Source organism: Phycisphaeraceae bacterium, from assembly GCA_020639155.1.
Lineage (GTDB): Bacteria > Planctomycetota > Phycisphaerae > Phycisphaerales > UBA1924 > JACKHF01.
Genome location: JACKHF010000001.1, coordinates 1717868 through 1736844 on the forward strand (window position 1 = coordinate 1717868; position 18977 = coordinate 1736844).

Genomic DNA, 18977 nt, shown 5'->3' on the forward strand with positions numbered 1-18977 from the left:
TATTGACTGATGAGTATACAGGCTTGTGATAGTGAACGCTGCACGCGAGAAAACAGCTCCGGGATGACTGAATCAACCCGGAGCCGATAGAGAAAGCAAAGGGTCGCAGTTTACAGCTTCCGCTTGATCTCAACCTGCTTGTAACATTCGAGGATGTCGCCGGTCTTGATATCGTCATACCCGTCGATCTTCATGCCGCACTCCATGTTCGCACGAACTTCCTTCGCGTCGTCCTTGAAGCGTTTGAGCTGAGCGAGCCTGCGGTCGTTCTCGATGACGATGTCGCCTCGAGTGACGCGGATGAGCGCGTCGCGCTGGACAACGCCGTCGGTGACATAACAGCCCGCGATGGAACCGACCTTGGAGATCCTGAACACCTCGCGGACCTCTGCGTGACCGAGAATCTCCTGGCGGAGTTCCGGTTCGAGCAGGCCCTCGGCTGCCTTGTGGATGTCCTCGGTGATGTGGTAGATGACGTCGTATGTTCTGATCTCGACGCCTTTATTTTCAGCGAGCGAGCGCGCCTTGCCGGACGGGATAACGTTGAACCCGACGATGATGGCTTTGGATGCTTCTGCCAGCACAACGTCTGACTCGGTGATGCCGCCGACCGCTGCGTGGAGCACGCGGACCTTGACCTCGTCGCCCGAGACCTTTTCGATCTCGTTACGCAGCACGTCGACAGAACCCTGCACATCTGCCTTGACAACAACGAGGATCTCCTTGAGTTCCTGTTCCGCCATTTTGCCAAAGAGCGTGTCGAGCGTGACCTTCGGCTGTGCGAGCTGGAGCTCGCGTTCGCGATCGCGCCGCTGCTCGGCTGCTTCCTGTGCCTTCTTCAGTGTGTCGACGATGTAGAATGCGTCGCCCGCATCTGGCAGCTCGTCGAGACCTGAGATCGCAACCGGTGATGGGGGAAGCACATCCTTGATGCGATTGCCCTTGTCGTCGGTGATATCGCGGACACGACCAAAGGCACGACCGGCGACGATGAAATCGCCAACCTTCAGCTTGCCTTCCTGCACAAGAATCGTTGCAACTGCACCGCGCCCTTCCTTGTGCGATGCCTCAATCACACTGCCCTGAGCCGCTCCATCGAAGTCTGCCTTGAGTTCGAGCAACTCTGCCTGAAGATCGAGTGTGTCGAGAAGTTCCTGGATGCCCTCGCCGGTGTGTGCGCTGGTTTTGACGATTTCGATATCGCCGCCCCACGGGATGGGGTTGAGGTCCCGCTGCGCAAGCTGGCCATAGATCTCCTGGATCTTGTTTTCGGTTGCTTCTGGTTTGTCGATCTTGTTCAGCGCAACGACGATTGGTACGCCAGCAGCCTTCGCGTGCGCGATGGATTCGACAGTCTGTGGCATCACACCGTCGTCAGCTGCAACCACGAGCACGACGATATCCGTGACATTTGCACCACGCGAACGCATCTCCGTGAACGCCTCGTGGCCGGGCGTATCGATAAACACAACCTGGCGATCGGCATCGTTGGCCTTGACAGGAACTCGGAACGCGCTGGTAGCCTGTGTGATGCCGCCAGCCTCACCAGCAGCAACGTTTGCCTGACGAATCTTGTCAAGCAGCGATGTCTTGCCGTGGTCGACGTGGCCCATGATAGTGACAACCGGGCCACGCGGGCGTTCGTCGATACGATCGCGAGACTTTGCCTGCTCTTCGACAACCTGCTCGGCGCTCTTCGCCTCGACGACTTCGAGCTCAATGTCATACTCCATCATGATCTCCTGCGCATGTTCAACGTCGATGCCGGAGTTGATGGTTGCGGGGATGCCCTGCATGAACAGCTTTTTGACGATCTCTGCGCCCTTGACACCGGTCGCGGCAGACAGGTCCTTAATAGTGAACGGTTCGGTGATCTTCACAACACCACCCCGTTCAACTGGCATGATTTGCCGTTCCGTTGAGCCGGTCGATGTTTTCATCGACTTGCGGTGTTTCTTCATGAACCCACCAGCACGGGCAAGCCGCGCCTGGCGCTCAGCAAGGTCCTGCTCCGACCATCCCTGACGGAATGCTGTGAGTTCGTCGGCTCGGCCGGATCTGCGGCTTGGTACGCCAGCACCACGACCGGTCTGCGGTCCGCGTTTGCGTGCATCTTCTTCGCGATCGGTGCGACGATCTCTGCGTGTTGCTGGTCCACCGGGACCGGAGCCAAAGTCAGAACCGCCCGGTGAATCGGATGGGCCGCGTCTGCGAGGCGGGGCCACGGGTTCTGCAGCTTCGACGCGCACCACCTTGGGTCCCGAGAGTTTGACGGGTTTCGGCGCCTCGTGCTTGATCGCGACAGGTTTTATCGTGTCTGGTCTTCGCGGGACATTGACGGGCGCCGGCTTGACCGGCTGAGGGCGCGGCGCTGTCGGTGTTGTCGGCTGAGAAGTGTTCGGATTGGCTGCGAGTTCGTCAGCTGACGCGATTTTCTCAAATGGACGGATGACCTGATCAACCGGTCCAGCATCTTCTTCGGTACTTTGGGTTGGCTTTGGCTGCGCCGGCGCTGCACCGATCGAAACAACAGTTGGTCGCGGAGCAAGAATGGGTGCAGGCCTTGGAGGAGCATCTGCGACCGCTGTTGCTGTCTTCGCATCCGCATCATCCGAGTCGTCATCGCTGTCAGAACCGGACGCTGCCTTCTTGGAGGGTCTGCGAACACTCACCTTCTTCAGATCGACTTTCTCCGCAACTTCCAGCGTGGAGGATTCCTCATCGGGTCCGGCTGTGAACCACTGACGAATCGATGCTTCAAGACCAGCACTCACAGTGGACATGTGGTTCTTGACGATCGACTCTGGGATGCCTTCGGCCTGGCACTTGGCGACGATCGCCTTGGAGCTGACACCGAGTTCCTTCGCGAGATTAAATATGCGCAGTGTTGCCAAACTCTGTTTCCTTTGCTGCTTGCGCCATGTTGCGCAGGCGGTGTCATGTCCAAGTCAACCGTGTTCCGTCATATCACCGGCTAATGCCGGCGTTGTATTAATCACCGCCACCGAGAATATCTGCTGCGCGAGCATCGTGCTCGGATGAAGGTTCGCCACCACCCAGAATGCCCGCTGCCTGTGCATCCGCCTCTGACTCCGATGAGGATGGGCCGCCACCAAGAATCGCAGCTGCTGCAGCGTCCGCATCAAGCCCGACAAGCGAGCCTGATTCCTCTGCAGCTTCCATGGCAGCGAGACGCTTCTTCTCCGCCTCTTCCTTCTCGACGCGCTGCTGTTCGGCAACGATCTTCGCCTTGAGTGAGCAGGCCTCGACCGCTTCCTCTGCAGCATCTTCCGAGACTTCGAGTTCGGTGACCAGAATCTCGCTGCCGATTTCCTCGACATCGAACACGGAGATCACGCCGAGCGCTGCAAGACGATCGACCATCTCCTCGTTGAAGCCCTCGACAGTGAGCAGCGTTTCTGAGAGTGTGTCTAGCCCCTTCTGGAACTCGTCCGGCGTGAGGATGTCGATGTCCCATCCGGTCAGGCGCGCTGCAAGGCGCACGTTCTGTCCTCGCTTGCCGATCGCCAGCGAGAGCTGGTCGTCACGCACAACGACTGTTGCACGGCCGAGTTCGAAGCAGAGCGAGATTTCGGAGACTTCGGCGGGCTTGAGGGCGTTGCCGATGAGGATCTGTGAGGACTCGTTCCAGCGAACGATGTCGATCTTCTCGCCGTTGAGCTCGTCCACGATGTTGCGAATGCGCGAGCCACGCACGCCAACACACGCGCCGACCGCGTCCACCTTTGAGTCGACCGATGCGACCGCCATCTTTGTGCGATACCCCGCCTCGCGCGCCATCGCCTTGATCTCGATGATGCGCTCGGCAACCTCGGGCACTTCCACCTCGAAGAGCTTGCGGATGAAGTCAGGGTGTGCGCGGGACACAACCACCTGCACATCGCCGGGGACCGACTGCACGTCCAGAATCACGCAGCGCACGCGATCGTTCGGTGCAAACTGCTCGCCGGGGATCTGCTCTGCTCGCGGCATCTTTGCCTCGGCACGATCCACCGTAACGACCAGACGCCCGCCCTCGTACCGCTGGGCGGTGCCGGTGACGATCTCGCCGATGCGCTTGGAGAACTCTTCCAGGATGGAGTTGCGCGAGTCCTCGCGGAATCGCTGGATCATGACCTGCTTGAAGGTCTGTGCTGCGATGCGCCCCAGTGCGCCGGGGTCCATCTCGATCGGCTCGTCGTGGCGGAACATCTGCATGTCGCCCGTGATCGGGTCGATCGTGCACTTGAACTCCTCGACGTCAAGTGTGCCAAAGTGCTTGCGGGCTGCGGTGACCATCGCCTGCTCAAGATCTGCCACCAGCACGGTGCGCTCGATATTGCGCTCGCGTGCGATGGAGTCGAGGATGTGGATCATTTCTTTTGTGTTCATGGTGTTGTCCTTTGCTCGGATTGTCTGGATGTCGTGTTGTGTCTGTTGATTGTCTGGTTGTTTGCTTGTCAGAATATGTGCTGGCGTTGGCGACTGATGAGATTGAACGGAATCCAAAAAGAAAAAACCGAGGTCGATGCTGGTCAGTCCCGGCATCCATCGCCCCGGCTCGTGTTGCTGAAGAGTCTCCGGAGAGTCTTTTCAGCGTCCTGCCATGTGTCCACGCAGGCTAGTGCATCCCGCCTCCTCGTCCTGAGGATCGCGAGAACGCAGCCGCGGGACGCAGATGCAACGCATCTGCCTCAAGGCAGGACCCGAACCTGGGTGCCCGATTACCGATCATGACGGATGTCCGCAACCATCATTTTCGTCCCTTCCGTTGCTAGTGCTCCGCTGGCCCGATGCCCTGGAGCGTGATCCTTATAGTAGAGACCCCATCGGCAGGGGGCAATGGGCCATTTCGATGGACTAAGAGGGCGTGCTGTGCCCCGATCTTGTTTGAACGGGCACCGGAACCAACTGGAGAATGCTGTATGGGTTTTCTTTCAAACATGCTTGGGGGGCCTGCTCCAGTGGTTGATCCTACCTGCGGCGACGCTGCGTTGAAACGCGCTCGGCAGGATCTCTGGACAGGGAAGTTTGATGCAGCACGTGACCTGCTCGCTCAGCAGGTTGATCCAAACCTACGTGCGTTTCGCATAATGATGCTCGGCGAATGGAAAACACGGAACAGGGGGATTGAAGAGTGGATGCGATCCCAGCCCGATGATTCGAATGCGTGGACCGTTGGTGGAGCGCTGCTGCTGCAGCTGGCTTGGGTTGCGCGCGGCAGCGGCACAGCGGACACGGTCACTACGCAGGGGGCCCAGCAGTTTGTTGAACGGCTTGCAACCGCGGATGAGTACTTTGCGCGTGCTGCACAACTGAACCATCGTGATCCGGTACCGCACGCTCTCGCAGTGACAGCAGCCATGGGGTTGGGTTATCCGGAGCCCGCAGTACGTGAGCGGTTCGAAGCAGCGACTGCGATAGAACCGATGCTGTATACAGCGCACGGACGGATGCTCACACGATTGCTGGAAAAGTGGGGCGGTTCACACGAAAAGGCGTTTGCGTTCGCTCGCGATTCTGTTCGGCACGCGCCCAATGGGAGCGCGATGCTTGGGGTTCTTGCTGAAGCGCACTATGAACGATGGGTTTACGCTGCAGCGTTCGATCCGAAGAACGATCCCATCGGTGCCAAGAACTACTGGAAGCTTCCGCAGGTCCAGTCTGAAATGAGAGCACTCGTGGATCGATTCCTGCAATCGCCCGATGTATCAAGCCCGGATGTGCAGCGAACCGGCAACTTTCTGGCGTGCTGCATGTGCCACATGGACGATCACACTCGCGCAGCAAAGGTGTTTGATGTGCTGGGTGATCGTGTGACCGAGTATCCATGGGCGCAGCATGGCGATGAGCCTGGCAAGGTCTTTGCCCGCTGGCGAAGGGATGCAAACAAGCGCGCTGTCTAATACGCATTCCGCTTTCGTAACAGGGTTTTTGCTCTTGGATCAGTTGAAGCAAGCAGTTCCGCGATCCGTGTGCCAGTGTTGCCGTCGCCGTACGGGTGGGCTGGTGACGACCCTGCGAGTTCCTTTGCGCGACTGATGGCATCCGCGATTGCTGAAGTGTCCGGTGATTCGACATCGACCAGTGCGCCTGCGCGTTCCCTGCCCGCCTGTCGTGGTCCGAGGTTCACGACTGGCACACCCAGTGCTGCTGCTTCGATGAGTCCTGCTGAGGAGTTACCGACAAGTGGGAAACGTGCTTCAGCGCACCACTTCAGTGCGCGCAGGAACGTCTCGCGCGGGAGATGGTCAACTCTCGGCCAAGCGTGTGTTTCGCACAACGCGTCGAGTTCGTTCGCGATCCAGTCTCTGCCTGCATCGTGGTTTGGTGACAGCACCAGTGCGGGGCCGGCGTCAGCTTGCGCAATGCCATCGAGCACGGTGCGTGCCCATGCACGCTCATGTGCTTCGTCCAGTCCTGCTGGGTGCAGCAGCACGATCGAACGCCAGTCCGCGCCGTTTGCGATCTTGATTGCTTCATCGTCTGAGAATGCGGTTACATTAGTAAGCGCGTCAATCGCGGGTGAGCCCACGCAATGCACGTTCTCGACTGGTTCACCCATCTTCGTGATGCGCTGTGCCGACTGTGATGTTGCTGCCAGATGAAGATGGGAGAGCTTTGTAATCGCGTGGCGCATGGCTTCGTCTGCGATGCCCTCAGCACGGTCGCCGCCATGGATGTGCGCGACGGTCCATCCGCCGATGGATGCTGCGCTCGCTGCTGCGAACACCTCGATGCGGTCGCCGAGCACGACCACCCAGTCCGGGCCGTTGTGTGCGAACACGCGCGCAAAGCGCGTGATCCCGTTCCCGGTTGCTTCTGCATCATCAGCGCGGGTGCGCCTGCCATCGACCTGCATGGGCACAGCGATCGCATGCGGAAAGGCTGCCTTGACCTCGCGATAGGTTGCGCCGGATTGCAGCAGATGTGTGCCGGTCGCGATGACGTGGAGCGTGAGCGTCGGATGCGCATCGATCGCGCGCATCACCGGGAGCAGCAAGCCGAACTCGGCGCGTGTGCCTGTGACGACGATGACGTTGCGAGTGGATGGAGCGTCTGGCATTGGGCGAGTGTATCTGAGCAAACGCTCTCACAGCGAGATGTCTGCGGGCAGGATCGGCATGTCGGATGAAACCGGTTGCGTCGTTCGTGATCCGATGATCTCATTGATCCGCCATGGTTCGATGCCGGTGCCTGGGCGTTTGATTGTCAGGTCGTCGCGTGTGATGACGTGCCCAGCGGGGAGATCGCGTGTTGCAACAAGTGACTGACGCGAGACAGCACGGACATCGTGCTCGCATTCGAGTATGGTTTTTACCCTTCTGCCGAGTCGTTCGTCATCATTTTCGCCGGGCTGAGACCCCTGCTCTGCTGTCTGCATGAGTTCGGTTGTTGTGCGCACATACGACGCAAACTGCTCCGGGTTGAGTGAAGCAGCGTGGTCCGGGCCCTTCGCGCAACGGTCGTAGGTCAGATGCTTCTCGAGCACCCGCGCGCCGAGAATAGTTGCGATGCCGCCTGTATCAATCTCCGGCGTGTGGTCGCTGTACCCGATCGTGCATGTCGGGAACTCGTGTGTGAACACTTCGATCGCTCGCAACGCGCTGTGCTCGCGCGGCGTTGGATAGCTCGACACGCATTGGAGCAGTCCGAGCCTGTCTGCGCAGACGGGCAAAAGCCAATCGACCGCGCGCACGACCTCTTCCAGTGTGCTTGCGCCTGTGGAGACAATCAATGGTTTGCCGGTACCGGCCATTGCTTCAAGGAGTGGTCTGTTGATGATGTCGGGTGACGCGCTCTTGTACGCGTCCCATGGGAGTTGCTCAGCGACGGGGACGAGTTCCACAGAAAACACCGTGACAATCGCGTGGAGCCCGTGCGCGTGCGCACGCTCGACGATCAGGTGCATTTCTTCGATCGAGAGTTCCAGTCTGCGAAGCATGGAGAACGGATCTGCTTCGCCAGCACCCGCCTGATATGACGCGAGGCGGGACGCCTTTGACATCAATCGATCTGTTTCAAAGAGCTGGAGTTTGATGGCGTCGGCACCCGCATGATGTGCTGCATCCACGAGTTCGAGTGCCCGCTCGACGGAGCCGTCGTGGTTCACGCCGATCTCTGCGATGATGTACGGCGGCTCATCCCGCGCGATATCCGTGAACTTGCGCCGGGTGGATGTATCCGGTGCGCTTGAGGTTGGGACTGACGGATGTGGCATTGGATGGGTGTTCCGTCGCGCGATTCCCGCGCGTTCCGTTCTATGGCGAGGCAGACGGCAATCGCACGACACCGTGAGATTGCCCATAGTTGGCGTTATCTGGGCAGTCTGCACTGCTGGCGAAGTCCTTCCCAGTTGTTCGACAAGACAGAAGGTTTCTCTGCAGGAATGGGTGATCGGGCGATCAGCCGATAGGAAGGGGCGTATGTCTGATCAGTCCCCCAAACCAGAACCCGTGGTCGAGGTGCGCGATCTCGTCAAGAGCTTCGGGAACACCACCGTCCTCAAGGGCATCTCACTGGATGTGTATCCTGGCGAGACCGTTGTCGTCATGGGTGGCTCAGGGTGCGGCAAGTCCACGTCGTTGCGATGCATGATCGGTTCGCTTGAGCCCGATTCGGGGTCGATCAAACTGTTCGGCGAGGACATCGTGACCATGAGTGAGCGGGAGTTGAATGAGACCCGCAAGAAGTTCGGAATCCTGTTCCAGTCCGGTGCATTGTTTAACTCCATGACACTCGCAGAGAACGTGGCACTGCCGTTAACCGAGCACACGACGCTGAACTCATCGATCATCGATATCCAGGTAAAGATGAAGCTCGAACTGGTCGGGCTGCGTGAGCACGCGAACAAGTATCCTGCTGAGATCTCCGGTGGTATGAAGAAACGCGCGGGGCTTGCGCGGGCGCTGGCGCTCGATCCCAGATTGCTGTTCTACGACGAGCCTTCGGCGGGTCTTGATCCCGTGACGAGCGCCGAGATCGACCGATTGATCATCGATCTGTCAAAGAAACTGGGTGTTGCGTCCGTTGTTGTGACGCACGAGATGGATTCGGCGTTTGCAATCGCCGATCGGATGGTGATGCTCGACAAGGGCAAGGTGCTGATGACGAACACGCGTCAGTGGTTTGATGACCTGCGTCAGTTGCCCGAAGAGGAAGCGATGAAGCGGTCCGTAGAGGATCGGCTGATTCGCCAGTTTCTTCGCGGCGATGCGCACGGGCCGATCACGGAACGCAAGGCTGCAACGAGTTACGAGGAAGATCTGCTCGGGACCGAGTTTGTGCAGCCGGTCATTGGGAGTGGTGTTGAACCAACAAGAGCATGAACGCTGCACGCGCAAGATGATGCTGGAACTGGAGTGGGTGGATGTCACGACGAAGACCAAAGCGCAACAACGTGATCGCAGGTGTGTTTCTGGTATCCGGGCTTGTGCTGGCGGTCGCCACAAGTGCAGTGCTCTCGGACGCCATGGAGTACTTCAAGCCCAAAACCCAGTACGTTGTGCGGTTTGACATCGCGACCGGGTCAGGTGGATTGAGCTCCGGAAGTGCAGTGACGCTCGGCGGTCAAAAGATCGGGCGTGTCTCCAGCGTGAACGTGAACCCTGCTGTCGGGATCGATGTCACGATCGCGGTGAACTCTGACATTGTGATCAACGAGAACGCCAACGCATCGCTTGTTGTGCCGTTGTTGGGCGCGGGTGGTACGCTGAACTTTACCAGCCTTGGTGATCCGTCGCGCCTGGATTCTTTCCATGGTACAAGTGCGCGGCTTGAAGCAGGCGAGGTTCTGGCCGCAGGCATTGCGCCGCCAGGCTTTCTGGCGCAGGCTGGATTCGGGCCAGAGCAGGTTGCGACGCTGCGCAATGTGATTGAGAATGCTGACTCAACAATGGAACGTGTCGATTCGATCGCAACAAAGTTCCAGGAGTCGCTGCCCGGCATTGTCGATGAAGTCGAGGCAAGCATTGAGGATGCGCGCACAGCGGTCAACAACGTGCAGACCATGACCGAGAAAGCCGGCAAGCGGTTTGATGTTTGGGCGGACGAGGTCGATTCGGTGCTCGCCAACGCGAACGCAGCTTCAGATAAGCTGCCTGCCCTTGTCGACAATGCGAACGAGGGAGTGAGCGAAGCGCGGAAGGTTATTTCCACGACACAGGGTGTGATCGATGAGGCCGAGCCGAAGATCATTGCGACGCTGGATTCCGTGAAATCGTCGGCAGATCACTTTGACACACACACGATTCGAGAAGTAGACAACTTCCTGACAGACGCCCGCGAGATGCTGCGCACTGCTGAGGGGCCGATTGTTGCGTTTGGCCAGGCGCTCGCTGAAGAAATGCCGGGGCTGCGCAAGGTGTTTGCGAATCTGCGTCTCGCGTCTGATCAGGCGAAGCTCGCGATGGTGGAGATTCGCAACAGTCCGTGGCGGATTCTGTACCAGCCTTCGCGAAAGGAGATCGAGCAGGAACTCGAGTTCGGGGCTGCTCGCACATACGCGGATGCGGTGAGCGATCTGCGCGCAGCGAGCGAAGCGCTCCAGGCGCTAGCCCAGTTCGGCGATGGTGTTGATCAGGCCGAGATCCAGCGTCTTCAGAACCAGCTTCTGGATGCGTTCATGCGGTATCAGAAGCTTGAGGAGCAGATGCTGTCGCAGCTTGCCGAAGCAGGTACCTGATTCACGAAACTGATCCACGCACATTCCGATATACTGTGCTGGAATGTCAGGACGCAAACTCCCCATTGCTCATACGCCATCCGTCCAGCGGCCATCGCTGGTGCGGTCGGGTGGTCTTGTCGCAGTGCTTGTGCTTGTCGGGTCTGTGACGGTGTTCCTGGCGCTTGCCCGTGCGGTGCGAAGGGACGGCCCCGCAGGTCAGACACCGATCGAGGAGCTTGTGCGCTCACTTGATGATATTGATCGGTTTGTTGATACTGTTGCGAATGACGTGCTCGTGTCTGAATCGGAGCGCGATGAGCGTACCGAACTTGGATTCGGATTGTACGTGTACCAACCAGTACTTGCTGCGGGTGAACGCGAGCCAGCAAACTGCCTGCATCGCGAGCACTGGGTGCTCTGGGAGCGCGCAGGAACAAAGCCGAGCGACGCGGTGATTCTTGTGCATGGTCTTGATGAACCGGGATCTATCTGGAACACCAGTGTGCGCACACTCGCATCTCGCGGATACACAGTGCTTCGGTTTGAGTATCCGAATGATGGCCCGATCAAGGGTGCAGCGGACAGATTCGAGCGTGAGTTGCAGCAGGCGCATCGCGACGGCCTGACACGGGTCACATATGTCGGGCACTCCATGGGCGGGCTTGTGAGCATGGAGATGCTCACGCGGGATCGAAGTGCTTCACGGGCTAGTGAAATTCCAGAAACACAACGATTGATCACTGTCGGCACACCGTTCGGTGGATCGGCGTGGGCAAAGCTACGCGCGGTGGCAGAAATCCGTGATCAGGTTGAACGCCTTGTGACCGACAACTCGATCGGGTCTGCTGCATTGCTTCGGCATATGCAGGATGGGCTTGGTGAGGCAGGCGATGACCTGATGCCTGGGTCGGCATTCCTTGTAGAACTCAACAAACGCATGTTCCCGCCATCGTTCCCCGTGACGTGCGTTGTGGGAAAACTTCGTCAGTCACGACGGATCGATCCGTCGTGGTTGCGTGATTCCGTTGTGCTCAACGAACTGCTTGGCAGAAAGCAGAACGCGCTAATGGTGCAGTCGCTCGAAACACTCGTGGATGATCTGGGTGACGGCGTTGTTCCGGTCGAGAGTGCATCGCCGTCGTGGGCTAACGACGTTGTGCGCGTGGAAGCGAGTCATCGTGGCATGCTGGAGCCGCTGCCCGTGGAGCACTTGATCGATGGAATTCTTGGTGCAGCGCCAGACACCTCCGAAATACCGCCAGCGATTCCGATTATTCTTGATCGACTGGCACGCGACGCGCAGGCAGCAGGTGGTTGATCGCTACGATCATCCATGCGTGTCGATGTTATCACAACATTTCCAGAGATGTTCTCATCGGAACCACCCGGTGCATTAGGTATCAGTATCCCTGCGCGCGCGCAGCAGATGGGTGCGCTGAGCGTGCATGCGCATCAGCTTCGCGACTACACGCAGGATGCGCATCAGACGACCGATGACCGACCGTTCGGCGGCGGCCCCGGTATGGTGATGATGTGCCAGCCGATCTGGGATGCGGTGCAGGACATCCAGCAGATGGATGCTATACCAGCACAGCTGATCTCCATGACGCCGCAGGGTACGCCGCTCACCCAGCAGATCGTCGAGAGCCTTGCGCAGCAGCCCAGAATCATCGTGCTCGCGGGCCATTACGAGGGCATCGACGAGCGCGTCATCGAGAAACTCCAGCCGATGGAGTTGTCGATCGGTGACTATGTGCTCTCGGGTGGCGAACTCGCAGCGATCGTGCTGATCGACGCGGTTGCACGACTGCTCCCGGGTGTGCTCGGGCACGACGAGTCGCACGCGCGTGATTCGTTCTCGCAGGTCACTGCGCGCGACGCGATCGGCAACGAGCTGCGCCCGAAGCTGCTGAAGGAACTCGGTATTTCAGAAGAGACGCGCCTGCTCGATTGCCCGCATTACACGCGCCCGCGCGAGTGGGAGGGCATGCCCGTCCCTGATGTGCTTCTGTCGGGCGATCACGCCGCGATCGCACAGTGGCGACTTGAGGAGATGGTCAGACGGACGAAGGAACGCAGGCCGGAGTTGCTCGACTAGCCCGTACTTACTTCTCCTGTACAGGAATCGTAACGGTGCCATTCCAGCAGATGGTGTGCCCGTCGATCAGACACATCTCCGGATCGGCAGTGATCCGCACAGACAACTCACCGGTGTGCTGAACATCGCAAGTTTCCGTCAGCAGATATCGATGCGTTGGCGGGCTGAAGATATTCATGCCCGTATCTTTGTTCGGATTATCGATGATGAACTGAGCACGACCCAGCACCGTGCCGTTGTGCATCAGTTCTGCCTGCAAACCCAGGCCCCACGATTCGTGCTCGCTGCCCGGCATCTGACGGTATAGGGGGCCATACTCGATGCAGATGTACGAGCCTGATCGAACACATCGCACATGATCTGCGAGATTCCGGTCAACCTCCTCTGATTCGAAGAAGGTGATGCAGTCGTCGATAGCTCCCGAAACTGTGATTGTTCCGATGGTTCCCTGCCACACGACCGGTGATTTGTCGAGCAGCGCTTCAAGATTCCAATCGCTGTCAATATCAACAAGCACCAACTGGGCCTCGACTTCAACAGTGAAAGGTGCAGAACCAGAGGGGGCAATAATTGGATATAGCCTGTCCTGCCAGTCTGTTGCGAGCGGAGGCTGGTGAGTGCCGAAGGGGTTCTTCTCGTGTTGGAACCTCAGCTCTGCGATGGAGATTTCGTCCTGGCTGGCGTGCCATGCTGATGTTCCCTTCACTCTTGCTCGGCTGGCGACCATCTTCCCGTCGATGGACGGGAGATAATCTCCAAACCGTGTTTCAACGCGGAGAGGCATATCGACTGGCCATTTCTCCCGCATGACGATGCACGAGTTGATCAGCGCTGGTTCTGTATCAATGAGTCTGCGCATGAACGCTCTGGTCTGCCAGTGCGTGAGTGTGCCTGCGTCCAAACGGTTCAATATTTCATTTGCGAGCGGTGATACGGGAGAGTACATGCGTGGTCCTTCCCAGATGACATCTGTTGAGTCCCACTGTTTCTCATCCATCGGCGCAATGAACACCAGCACACTCGACGGGATCGCGCGCAACCATCCCTGTGTCATGCCGATATGCACGATATGGCTCGCATAACTCAGCATAACCATCAACAGGCCTGCGCACGCCCATCTCCATCTTCTGCGAGTGCGAAGCATCGACTTTGGCTTTGTATGCTCCTTGCCGCACTCGGGGCAGGTTGTTACGCCGTCGCCATTTGCATTGATCTCATCAAACGCGTACCAGCATTTTCTGCACCGCTTGCGACCCTTAGCGCGGTCGGAGAACAGCGACCACGCCAGCAGCACGGTGCCGATCGCCACGAGTCCCCAGACAAGGATCAGCCACGGGTCCATTGGTTATGGTATTCGATGCGCGCAGAAGAGTCGGGTTTCAATGTCTGAGTGTGCTGTATGGGTATTCAGTATTAATACAGGGTGCTATTTCCACGGGTCCGCAACATCGGCACCCTTGTCCCGATTGAACTCACCCTTCCAGAACACGTCGTGATGGAAGTCAAGGAGGCACAACTCCGGATCCGTGGCGACTCGCAGCTGTATAGTGCTCGCGTTCTGACCACTGTTGTAGTTATCAGAGAGGATATAGCGGGTGCGATTGCTTTGGCGAACATGAACACCGTCATCAGGATGGAACACAATCATCCGTGTTGAACCCAAAGATGTTTCTCCGTCGAGCAGTTCAGCCTTGAGTGCAATGCCCCATGATGGTCCGGGCCCGCCAGATGCTTGTGAACTGAAGTTGACATTCCAGCAGTATGCGATTGTGTCATCGACTGACCATCCGAAGTGCCATTCAACTCTGCGCTTTGCTTCTTCTGATTCGAAGAACGAGATGGTCTCCTCGATGTCGCCACGCATGTCGATTGTTCGCACGACACCCTGCCAGATGACATGTGTTGAAGCGATTGCGTGATTCTTGTCCGGATCGCTGGGATCAAACCCGCCGAGCACCTGCGCTTCAATTTGTATTTTTCTCGGTTGGTTCGATGCGGGAGCAATCGTCAGGTAGTTTGCACCTATCCAGTCAAGCTGTAGTTGTATTGGGCCATAGCGGAAACGTTCCGAACGCTTCAGCTTCGGGTATTTTATCTTCAGATACTCGTTCTTGTCTTCAGTCGGAACACCTGAAGCCCATTCAGTTATCCCCTTTGCACGAACACGAAGGAGCAAGTCATCTCGTGTGATTGGAAGCATGAGCTGATCAGTGAGTTGCACACGCAGTGGGTATCCGAGAGGCCATGTGTCTCGTGTTCGAACGTAGTGATTCATCATCGCGGGTTCGGTGCTGAATATTCGATCAAGATAGATTCTTGATTGCCAGGAGTAGAGCTCACGATCATGGAATCGTCGCTGTGCTTCTAAGGTAAGTTCGGATGTTGGTATGAAGAAGCGAAAGCCGATGAACGAGACATAATCTGAGTCCCACTGCGCATCATCCATCGGCGAGATGAACACCAGCACACTCGACGGGATCGCGCGCATCCATCCCTGTGTCATGCCGATGTGAACAACATAGCTGCTGTAGCTCAGTATCATGAGCAGCACGCTTATGCATACGCATCTCCATCGTCTGCGAGTGCGGAGCATCGACTTCGGCTTTGTATGCTCCTTGCCGCACTCGGGCAGGTTGTTGTGCCATCTTCAGCAGAGTTGATCCCGTCGAGAGCGTACCAGCATTTTCTGCACCGCTTGCGACCCTTTGCGCGGTCGGAGAACAGCGACCACGCCAGCAGCACAGTGCCGATCGCTACGAGTCCCCAGACAAGGATCAGCCACGGGTCCATTGGAGAGCGTATTCGTGGTGTGCGTGGGAGAGGTTCTGGTTTTCTACAATAGGGAATGATTCTTTCTGCTGTACTCACAATCGTTGCCGGATGCCTGCTGGTTGTTTCGGTTGTCGCGTTCATTGGCTGGCGCAAGGGTGCAGGGCCGCACTGCCGAAAATGCAACTACGCGCTCGCTGGGATTGACACAAAGCATCCATGTCCCGAATGCGGTTGCGACCTTGCAAATCCACGCGCGATCCGGAAAGGATCGAAAACGCGCCGAGGAAAGATCGCACTCTTCACATTCCTTGTCGCGCTACTGAGCTGTGCAAGTGCTGCGTACCTCGGATTGGCACAATCGCCGAGGTGGAATGCGTACAAGCCGACGTGGCTGCTCATGTATGAGGCGAAGAACTCATCCACACAAACTGCAACCGCAGCAATGGGCGTGCTTGTGAAGCGTGCTGTTGCTGGAGATATTCGTCCGGAGCGGTTCGTGCCTCTGGTGGATCGGGCTATGAAAGAGTATTCTACAACTGCATCTTACGAATCAGCAGAGTATGTTGTTTTTCTCGAATCGGTCCTTGGACAATCAACTGGAAATCAAAGCCAGCCGCAAACTCCACCTCCAACGCAACCCAAGCTGTCACTGGTTTCCCAGAGAATAGATCCGTGGGTTGCGATGCTTGCTGTGCTTCGAGTGCATGGGATGCTCGATGAGCAGCACATGGTACAAGCTCTCAATGAAGCCTTTTCACGAGCTATTTTCTCGGATCAGCCTGTTCAGCAGAGACGTGTTTCCAGTCGAGTGGGCTTGCTCACATTCGACCGTGATGATGCCGTCAAGTTGATTCTTGGCAGAGTTGAGTTTTCGGCACGATTGACCGAGGTTCGATGCGGAGACGTGGCGGTTGATGTAGGTATTGCTGCTGAACAGATCCCGCCGAATACCGTGTTTGAGTACACCCGCATTACATCGTCGGGTAGTGGTATACGGCTGAACAGCACAAGAGAGATCAACTACCAGGCATTGCGAAACGATGCTATCGATCGGGCGGCCGACTCGCTTCGTCCCGGGGCGTATCAGATTGAGCTTGAATATGCGTTGGACATACTCACTCCACAACTCTCACAGGATGCTCTGTCCGGCATCCCTTCAACACTGACACTGACCCGCCCTCTCACCATCCACGCAACAAGTGTCAGCGAACTCGAAATGGTCACATCTGAGGATGGAGTTCCGTCTCCGGACATCCACGTCGATTCCAGAGTTCGTGGAGTTGCTTCGGGCGCGACGAATGACGTCGGTGTGCATGTGACCGATGTGCGTTCTTCTAATGAAGCCGTTGTTGAGTATTGCCTGAGATTTGAGAACGAGGGACAACTTAACTCAGTGTGGGCTGATATGGCTGTGGGTGGGACTGTTGCGTTGCGTGTGGGAGATGTGGAGTTGATAATGTTTGAACGGTTTGGATACGATGACACTCCTCAGTGCGTGGTGTTGCATCAAGGTGTACTCTCGGCGTACACAGGTGCGATTCGTGGGCTTCCGCAAGGAACCCGAAAGGTTGACTTTGTGATCAAGCCCGATCCTCAGGTGGTGTTCGATCGAGTCGATTTTCCGAGAGTCTGGAACGAGGAAGTTGTGATTCGTGATGTGCCTGTTTTCTGGCCTCCTGGCATCGGTACGGACAAGTAGTTTGGGCTTGTCTGCCCGAAAACCCGTGATATTTGTGTGCTACATCCCGAGTCATTGTGGTCCCTGAGTCTGGTCTCGACGAACCTATTGCATCGGGCTATCATCTCGGCCCGTCGGGACGGGATGCGCGAACGACAGATTGTTCGGGTATTGATAGGAAATGTATACGGAATGGGCTCTGCACGAGCACTGGTGGGTCACATGGACACGCAACGACTGATCGAATCGTACAACACAGACACCCTCAAGAGTGATCTGCCCGCGTTTTATGTTGGCGACACCGTGAAGGTGCATGTCCGCATCGTCGAGGGCGACAAGGAGCGCGTGCAGGTGTACAACGGTGTCGTGATCTCGCGCAAGGGCTCGGGGATCAACGAGATGATCACCGTCCGTCGCGTTGTCGAGGATTACGGGATCGAGCGCACGTGGCCGCTCAACTCGCCGTTGATCGCGAAGATCGAGGTCGTGCGTCACGGCGACGCCCGCCGGGCGAAGCTGTACTTCCTGCGTGATCGTGTCGGGCGCTCGCGCCGTCTGCGTGATCGCCGTCGCGGCATGAAGCACGTGCAGGGCTGAGTCGCTGGCACAGATCAAAACTGAATGACGATTCCCACCCGCCGGTTGTTGGCGGGTTTTTCATTGGATTGTGCTGCTCCTATTGTGCGTGCATGAACGCACTTGTATGTACAAAGCAGGCGCAGCCCGGCGAGCGGGTCGCGCCGAACATCGAGTTCCAGACCGATTGGCCCGACATTGATGCGCCTGCACCGGGCGAGGTGGTCCTGCGCACGCTCGCCAGCGCGCTCAACCACATGGACCTGTGGGTCGGGAAGGGCATACCGGGTGTCGATCTCTTGTGGCCCCGCGTGTCGGGATGCGACGCGTGCGCCGAGGTGATCGCGGCTGGTGAGGGTGTTGATCCCGCGTGGGTCGGGCGGCGTGTGATCGTGAACGCCGCGTGCCGGGTTCCTGATCGCGTGCGTCCCGATGATCCGCCTGCGTCGACACTCGCGCCGAACTACGAGCTCATCGGCGAGCATCACAACGGGATGCATCGAGCGCAGTTCTGCGCGCCTGCTGCGAACATCGTGGACGTTGGTGATGCCGATCCGGTGCAGGCTGCTGCGTTCGGGCTCACCGCACTGACCGCGTGGTCCATGATCGTGACGAAGGGCGAGCTCCGTTCTGGACAGTCCGTGCTGATTACGGGGATTGGTGGAGGCGTCGCGACCAGTGCGCTGTCGATCGCGAGCCACTTCGGATGCCCCGTGTGTGTGACAAGCCGCCATCAGTGGAAGCTCGATCGCGCGATGGAACTCGGCGCGACGCACGCGATCCTTGATGAGGGCCAGGACTGGTCGCGCGACGTGCGCGCGTGGACGAACAAGCGTGGTGTCGACATGGCGGTCGATTCGACCGGGAAAGCGACGCATCTGAAGTGCATCAAGTCGCTGGCGCGCGGGGGCGCGTACGTCACGCCGGGATGCACGTCCGGTCCCGACGCTGTGACCGATCTTGCGCGCGTGTTCTGGAACCAGCTGCGCCTGCTCGGCTCGACCATGGGATCGAACGAAGAGTTTGCCGAGGTTGTCAGTCTGTTCCGCGCGGGCACACTTGCGCCAGCAGTCGATCAGGTCTTTGGTGCACGTGACGGGAGGCAGGCCTACGAGCGCCTCGAAGCAGCCAACCAGTTCGGGAAGGTGGTCATTGATTGGCGATGATACTGTGTGCGAAATGATGCT

15 protein-coding genes are annotated in these 18977 nt (G+C 58.0%); 8 read left to right on the forward strand and 7 right to left on the reverse strand.

The window, feature by feature from the left end:
* Positions 1-110: 110 nt before the first annotated feature.
* Both infB and nusA read right to left on the reverse strand, forming a co-directional pair.
* Positions 111-2894: a translation initiation factor IF-2 gene (gene infB, locus H6815_07270; protein MCB9860241.1), complete on the reverse strand. Its 2784-nt coding sequence runs from the start codon at positions 2892-2894 to the stop codon at positions 111-113.
* Between the two features lie 97 nt (positions 2895-2991).
* The gene (gene nusA, locus H6815_07275) at positions 2992-4392 is read right to left on the reverse strand and encodes a transcription termination/antitermination protein NusA (GenBank protein MCB9860242.1); all 1401 of its coding nucleotides are present in this window, start codon (positions 4390-4392) and stop codon (positions 2992-2994) included.
* A 533-nt stretch (positions 4393-4925) separates the two neighbouring features.
* Here nusA and H6815_07280 point away from each other — a divergent pair.
* Positions 4926-5906 (forward strand): hypothetical protein, encoded by a 981-nt coding sequence (locus H6815_07280; protein ID MCB9860243.1) that lies wholly within the window; start codon positions 4926-4928, stop codon positions 5904-5906.
* On the opposite strand, the gene neuC is transcribed toward H6815_07280, so the two are convergent.
* Together neuC and H6815_07290 are read right to left on the reverse strand one after the other, a co-directional pair.
* On the reverse strand, positions 5903-7066 hold the full coding sequence (gene neuC, locus H6815_07285) for a UDP-N-acetylglucosamine 2-epimerase (hydrolyzing) (GenBank protein ID MCB9860244.1): 1164 nt from the start codon (positions 7064-7066) through the stop codon (positions 5903-5905). The two genes, H6815_07280 and neuC, sit on opposite strands and share 4 nt — an antisense overlap.
* Before the next feature lie 27 nt (positions 7067-7093).
* A complete protein-coding gene (locus H6815_07290) occupies positions 7094-8221 on the reverse strand; it encodes an N-acetylneuraminate synthase family protein (protein ID MCB9860245.1) in 1128 nt (375 codons plus the stop codon).
* Between the two features lie 205 nt (positions 8222-8426).
* Here H6815_07290 and H6815_07295 point away from each other — a divergent pair, with 205 nt between their 5' ends.
* The 4 genes from H6815_07295 to trmD are packed head-to-tail and all read left to right on the forward strand — an operon-like array spanning position 8427 to position 12764.
* Positions 8427-9329, forward strand: coding sequence for an ABC transporter ATP-binding protein (locus H6815_07295; GenBank protein ID MCB9860246.1), 903 nt, complete (start codon positions 8427-8429; stop codon positions 9327-9329).
* A 41-nt stretch (positions 9330-9370) separates the two neighbouring features.
* On the forward strand, positions 9371-10684 hold the full coding sequence (locus tag H6815_07300; protein MCB9860247.1) for an MCE family protein: 1314 nt from the start codon (positions 9371-9373) through the stop codon (positions 10682-10684).
* Positions 10685-10727: 43 nt separating this feature from the next.
* Positions 10728-11984: an alpha/beta fold hydrolase gene (locus tag H6815_07305; protein ID MCB9860248.1), complete on the forward strand. Its 1257-nt coding sequence runs from the start codon at positions 10728-10730 to the stop codon at positions 11982-11984.
* Positions 11985-11999: 15 nt separating this feature from the next.
* A complete protein-coding gene (gene trmD, locus H6815_07310) occupies positions 12000-12764 on the forward strand; it encodes a tRNA (guanosine(37)-N1)-methyltransferase TrmD (GenBank protein ID MCB9860249.1) in 765 nt (254 codons plus the stop codon).
* Positions 12765-12771: 7 nt separating this feature from the next.
* Here the strand turns inward: trmD and H6815_07315 are convergent, their stop codons facing one another.
* The 3 genes from H6815_07315 to H6815_07325 form a co-directional block, all read right to left on the reverse strand.
* A complete protein-coding gene (locus H6815_07315) occupies positions 12772-14106 on the reverse strand; it encodes a hypothetical protein (protein MCB9860250.1) in 1335 nt (444 codons plus the stop codon).
* A gap of 84 nt (positions 14107-14190) precedes the next feature.
* Positions 14191-15315: a hypothetical protein gene (locus tag H6815_07320; protein ID MCB9860251.1), complete on the reverse strand. Its 1125-nt coding sequence runs from the start codon at positions 15313-15315 to the stop codon at positions 14191-14193.
* 2 nt (positions 15316-15317) lie between these two features.
* Positions 15318-15554 carry a hypothetical protein gene (locus tag H6815_07325; GenBank protein ID MCB9860252.1) on the reverse strand — a complete coding sequence of 79 codons (237 nt, stop codon included), beginning with the start codon at positions 15552-15554 and terminating at the stop codon, positions 15318-15320.
* A gap of 55 nt (positions 15555-15609) precedes the next feature.
* Here H6815_07325 and H6815_07330 point away from each other — a divergent pair, with 55 nt between their 5' ends.
* The 3 genes from H6815_07330 to H6815_07340 all read left to right on the forward strand — a co-directional run bounded on the left by H6815_07330 (position 15610) and on the right by H6815_07340 (position 18956).
* Positions 15610-17235 carry a hypothetical protein gene (locus H6815_07330; GenBank protein ID MCB9860253.1) on the forward strand — a complete coding sequence of 542 codons (1626 nt, stop codon included), beginning with the start codon at positions 15610-15612 and terminating at the stop codon, positions 17233-17235.
* A 201-nt stretch (positions 17236-17436) separates the two neighbouring features.
* Positions 17437-17811, forward strand: coding sequence for a 50S ribosomal protein L19 (gene rplS, locus H6815_07335; protein MCB9860254.1), 375 nt, complete (start codon positions 17437-17439; stop codon positions 17809-17811).
* 92 nt (positions 17812-17903) lie between these two features.
* Positions 17904-18956 carry a zinc-binding dehydrogenase gene (locus H6815_07340; GenBank protein ID MCB9860255.1) on the forward strand — a complete coding sequence of 351 codons (1053 nt, stop codon included), beginning with the start codon at positions 17904-17906 and terminating at the stop codon, positions 18954-18956.
* Positions 18957-18977 lie beyond the last annotated feature (21 nt).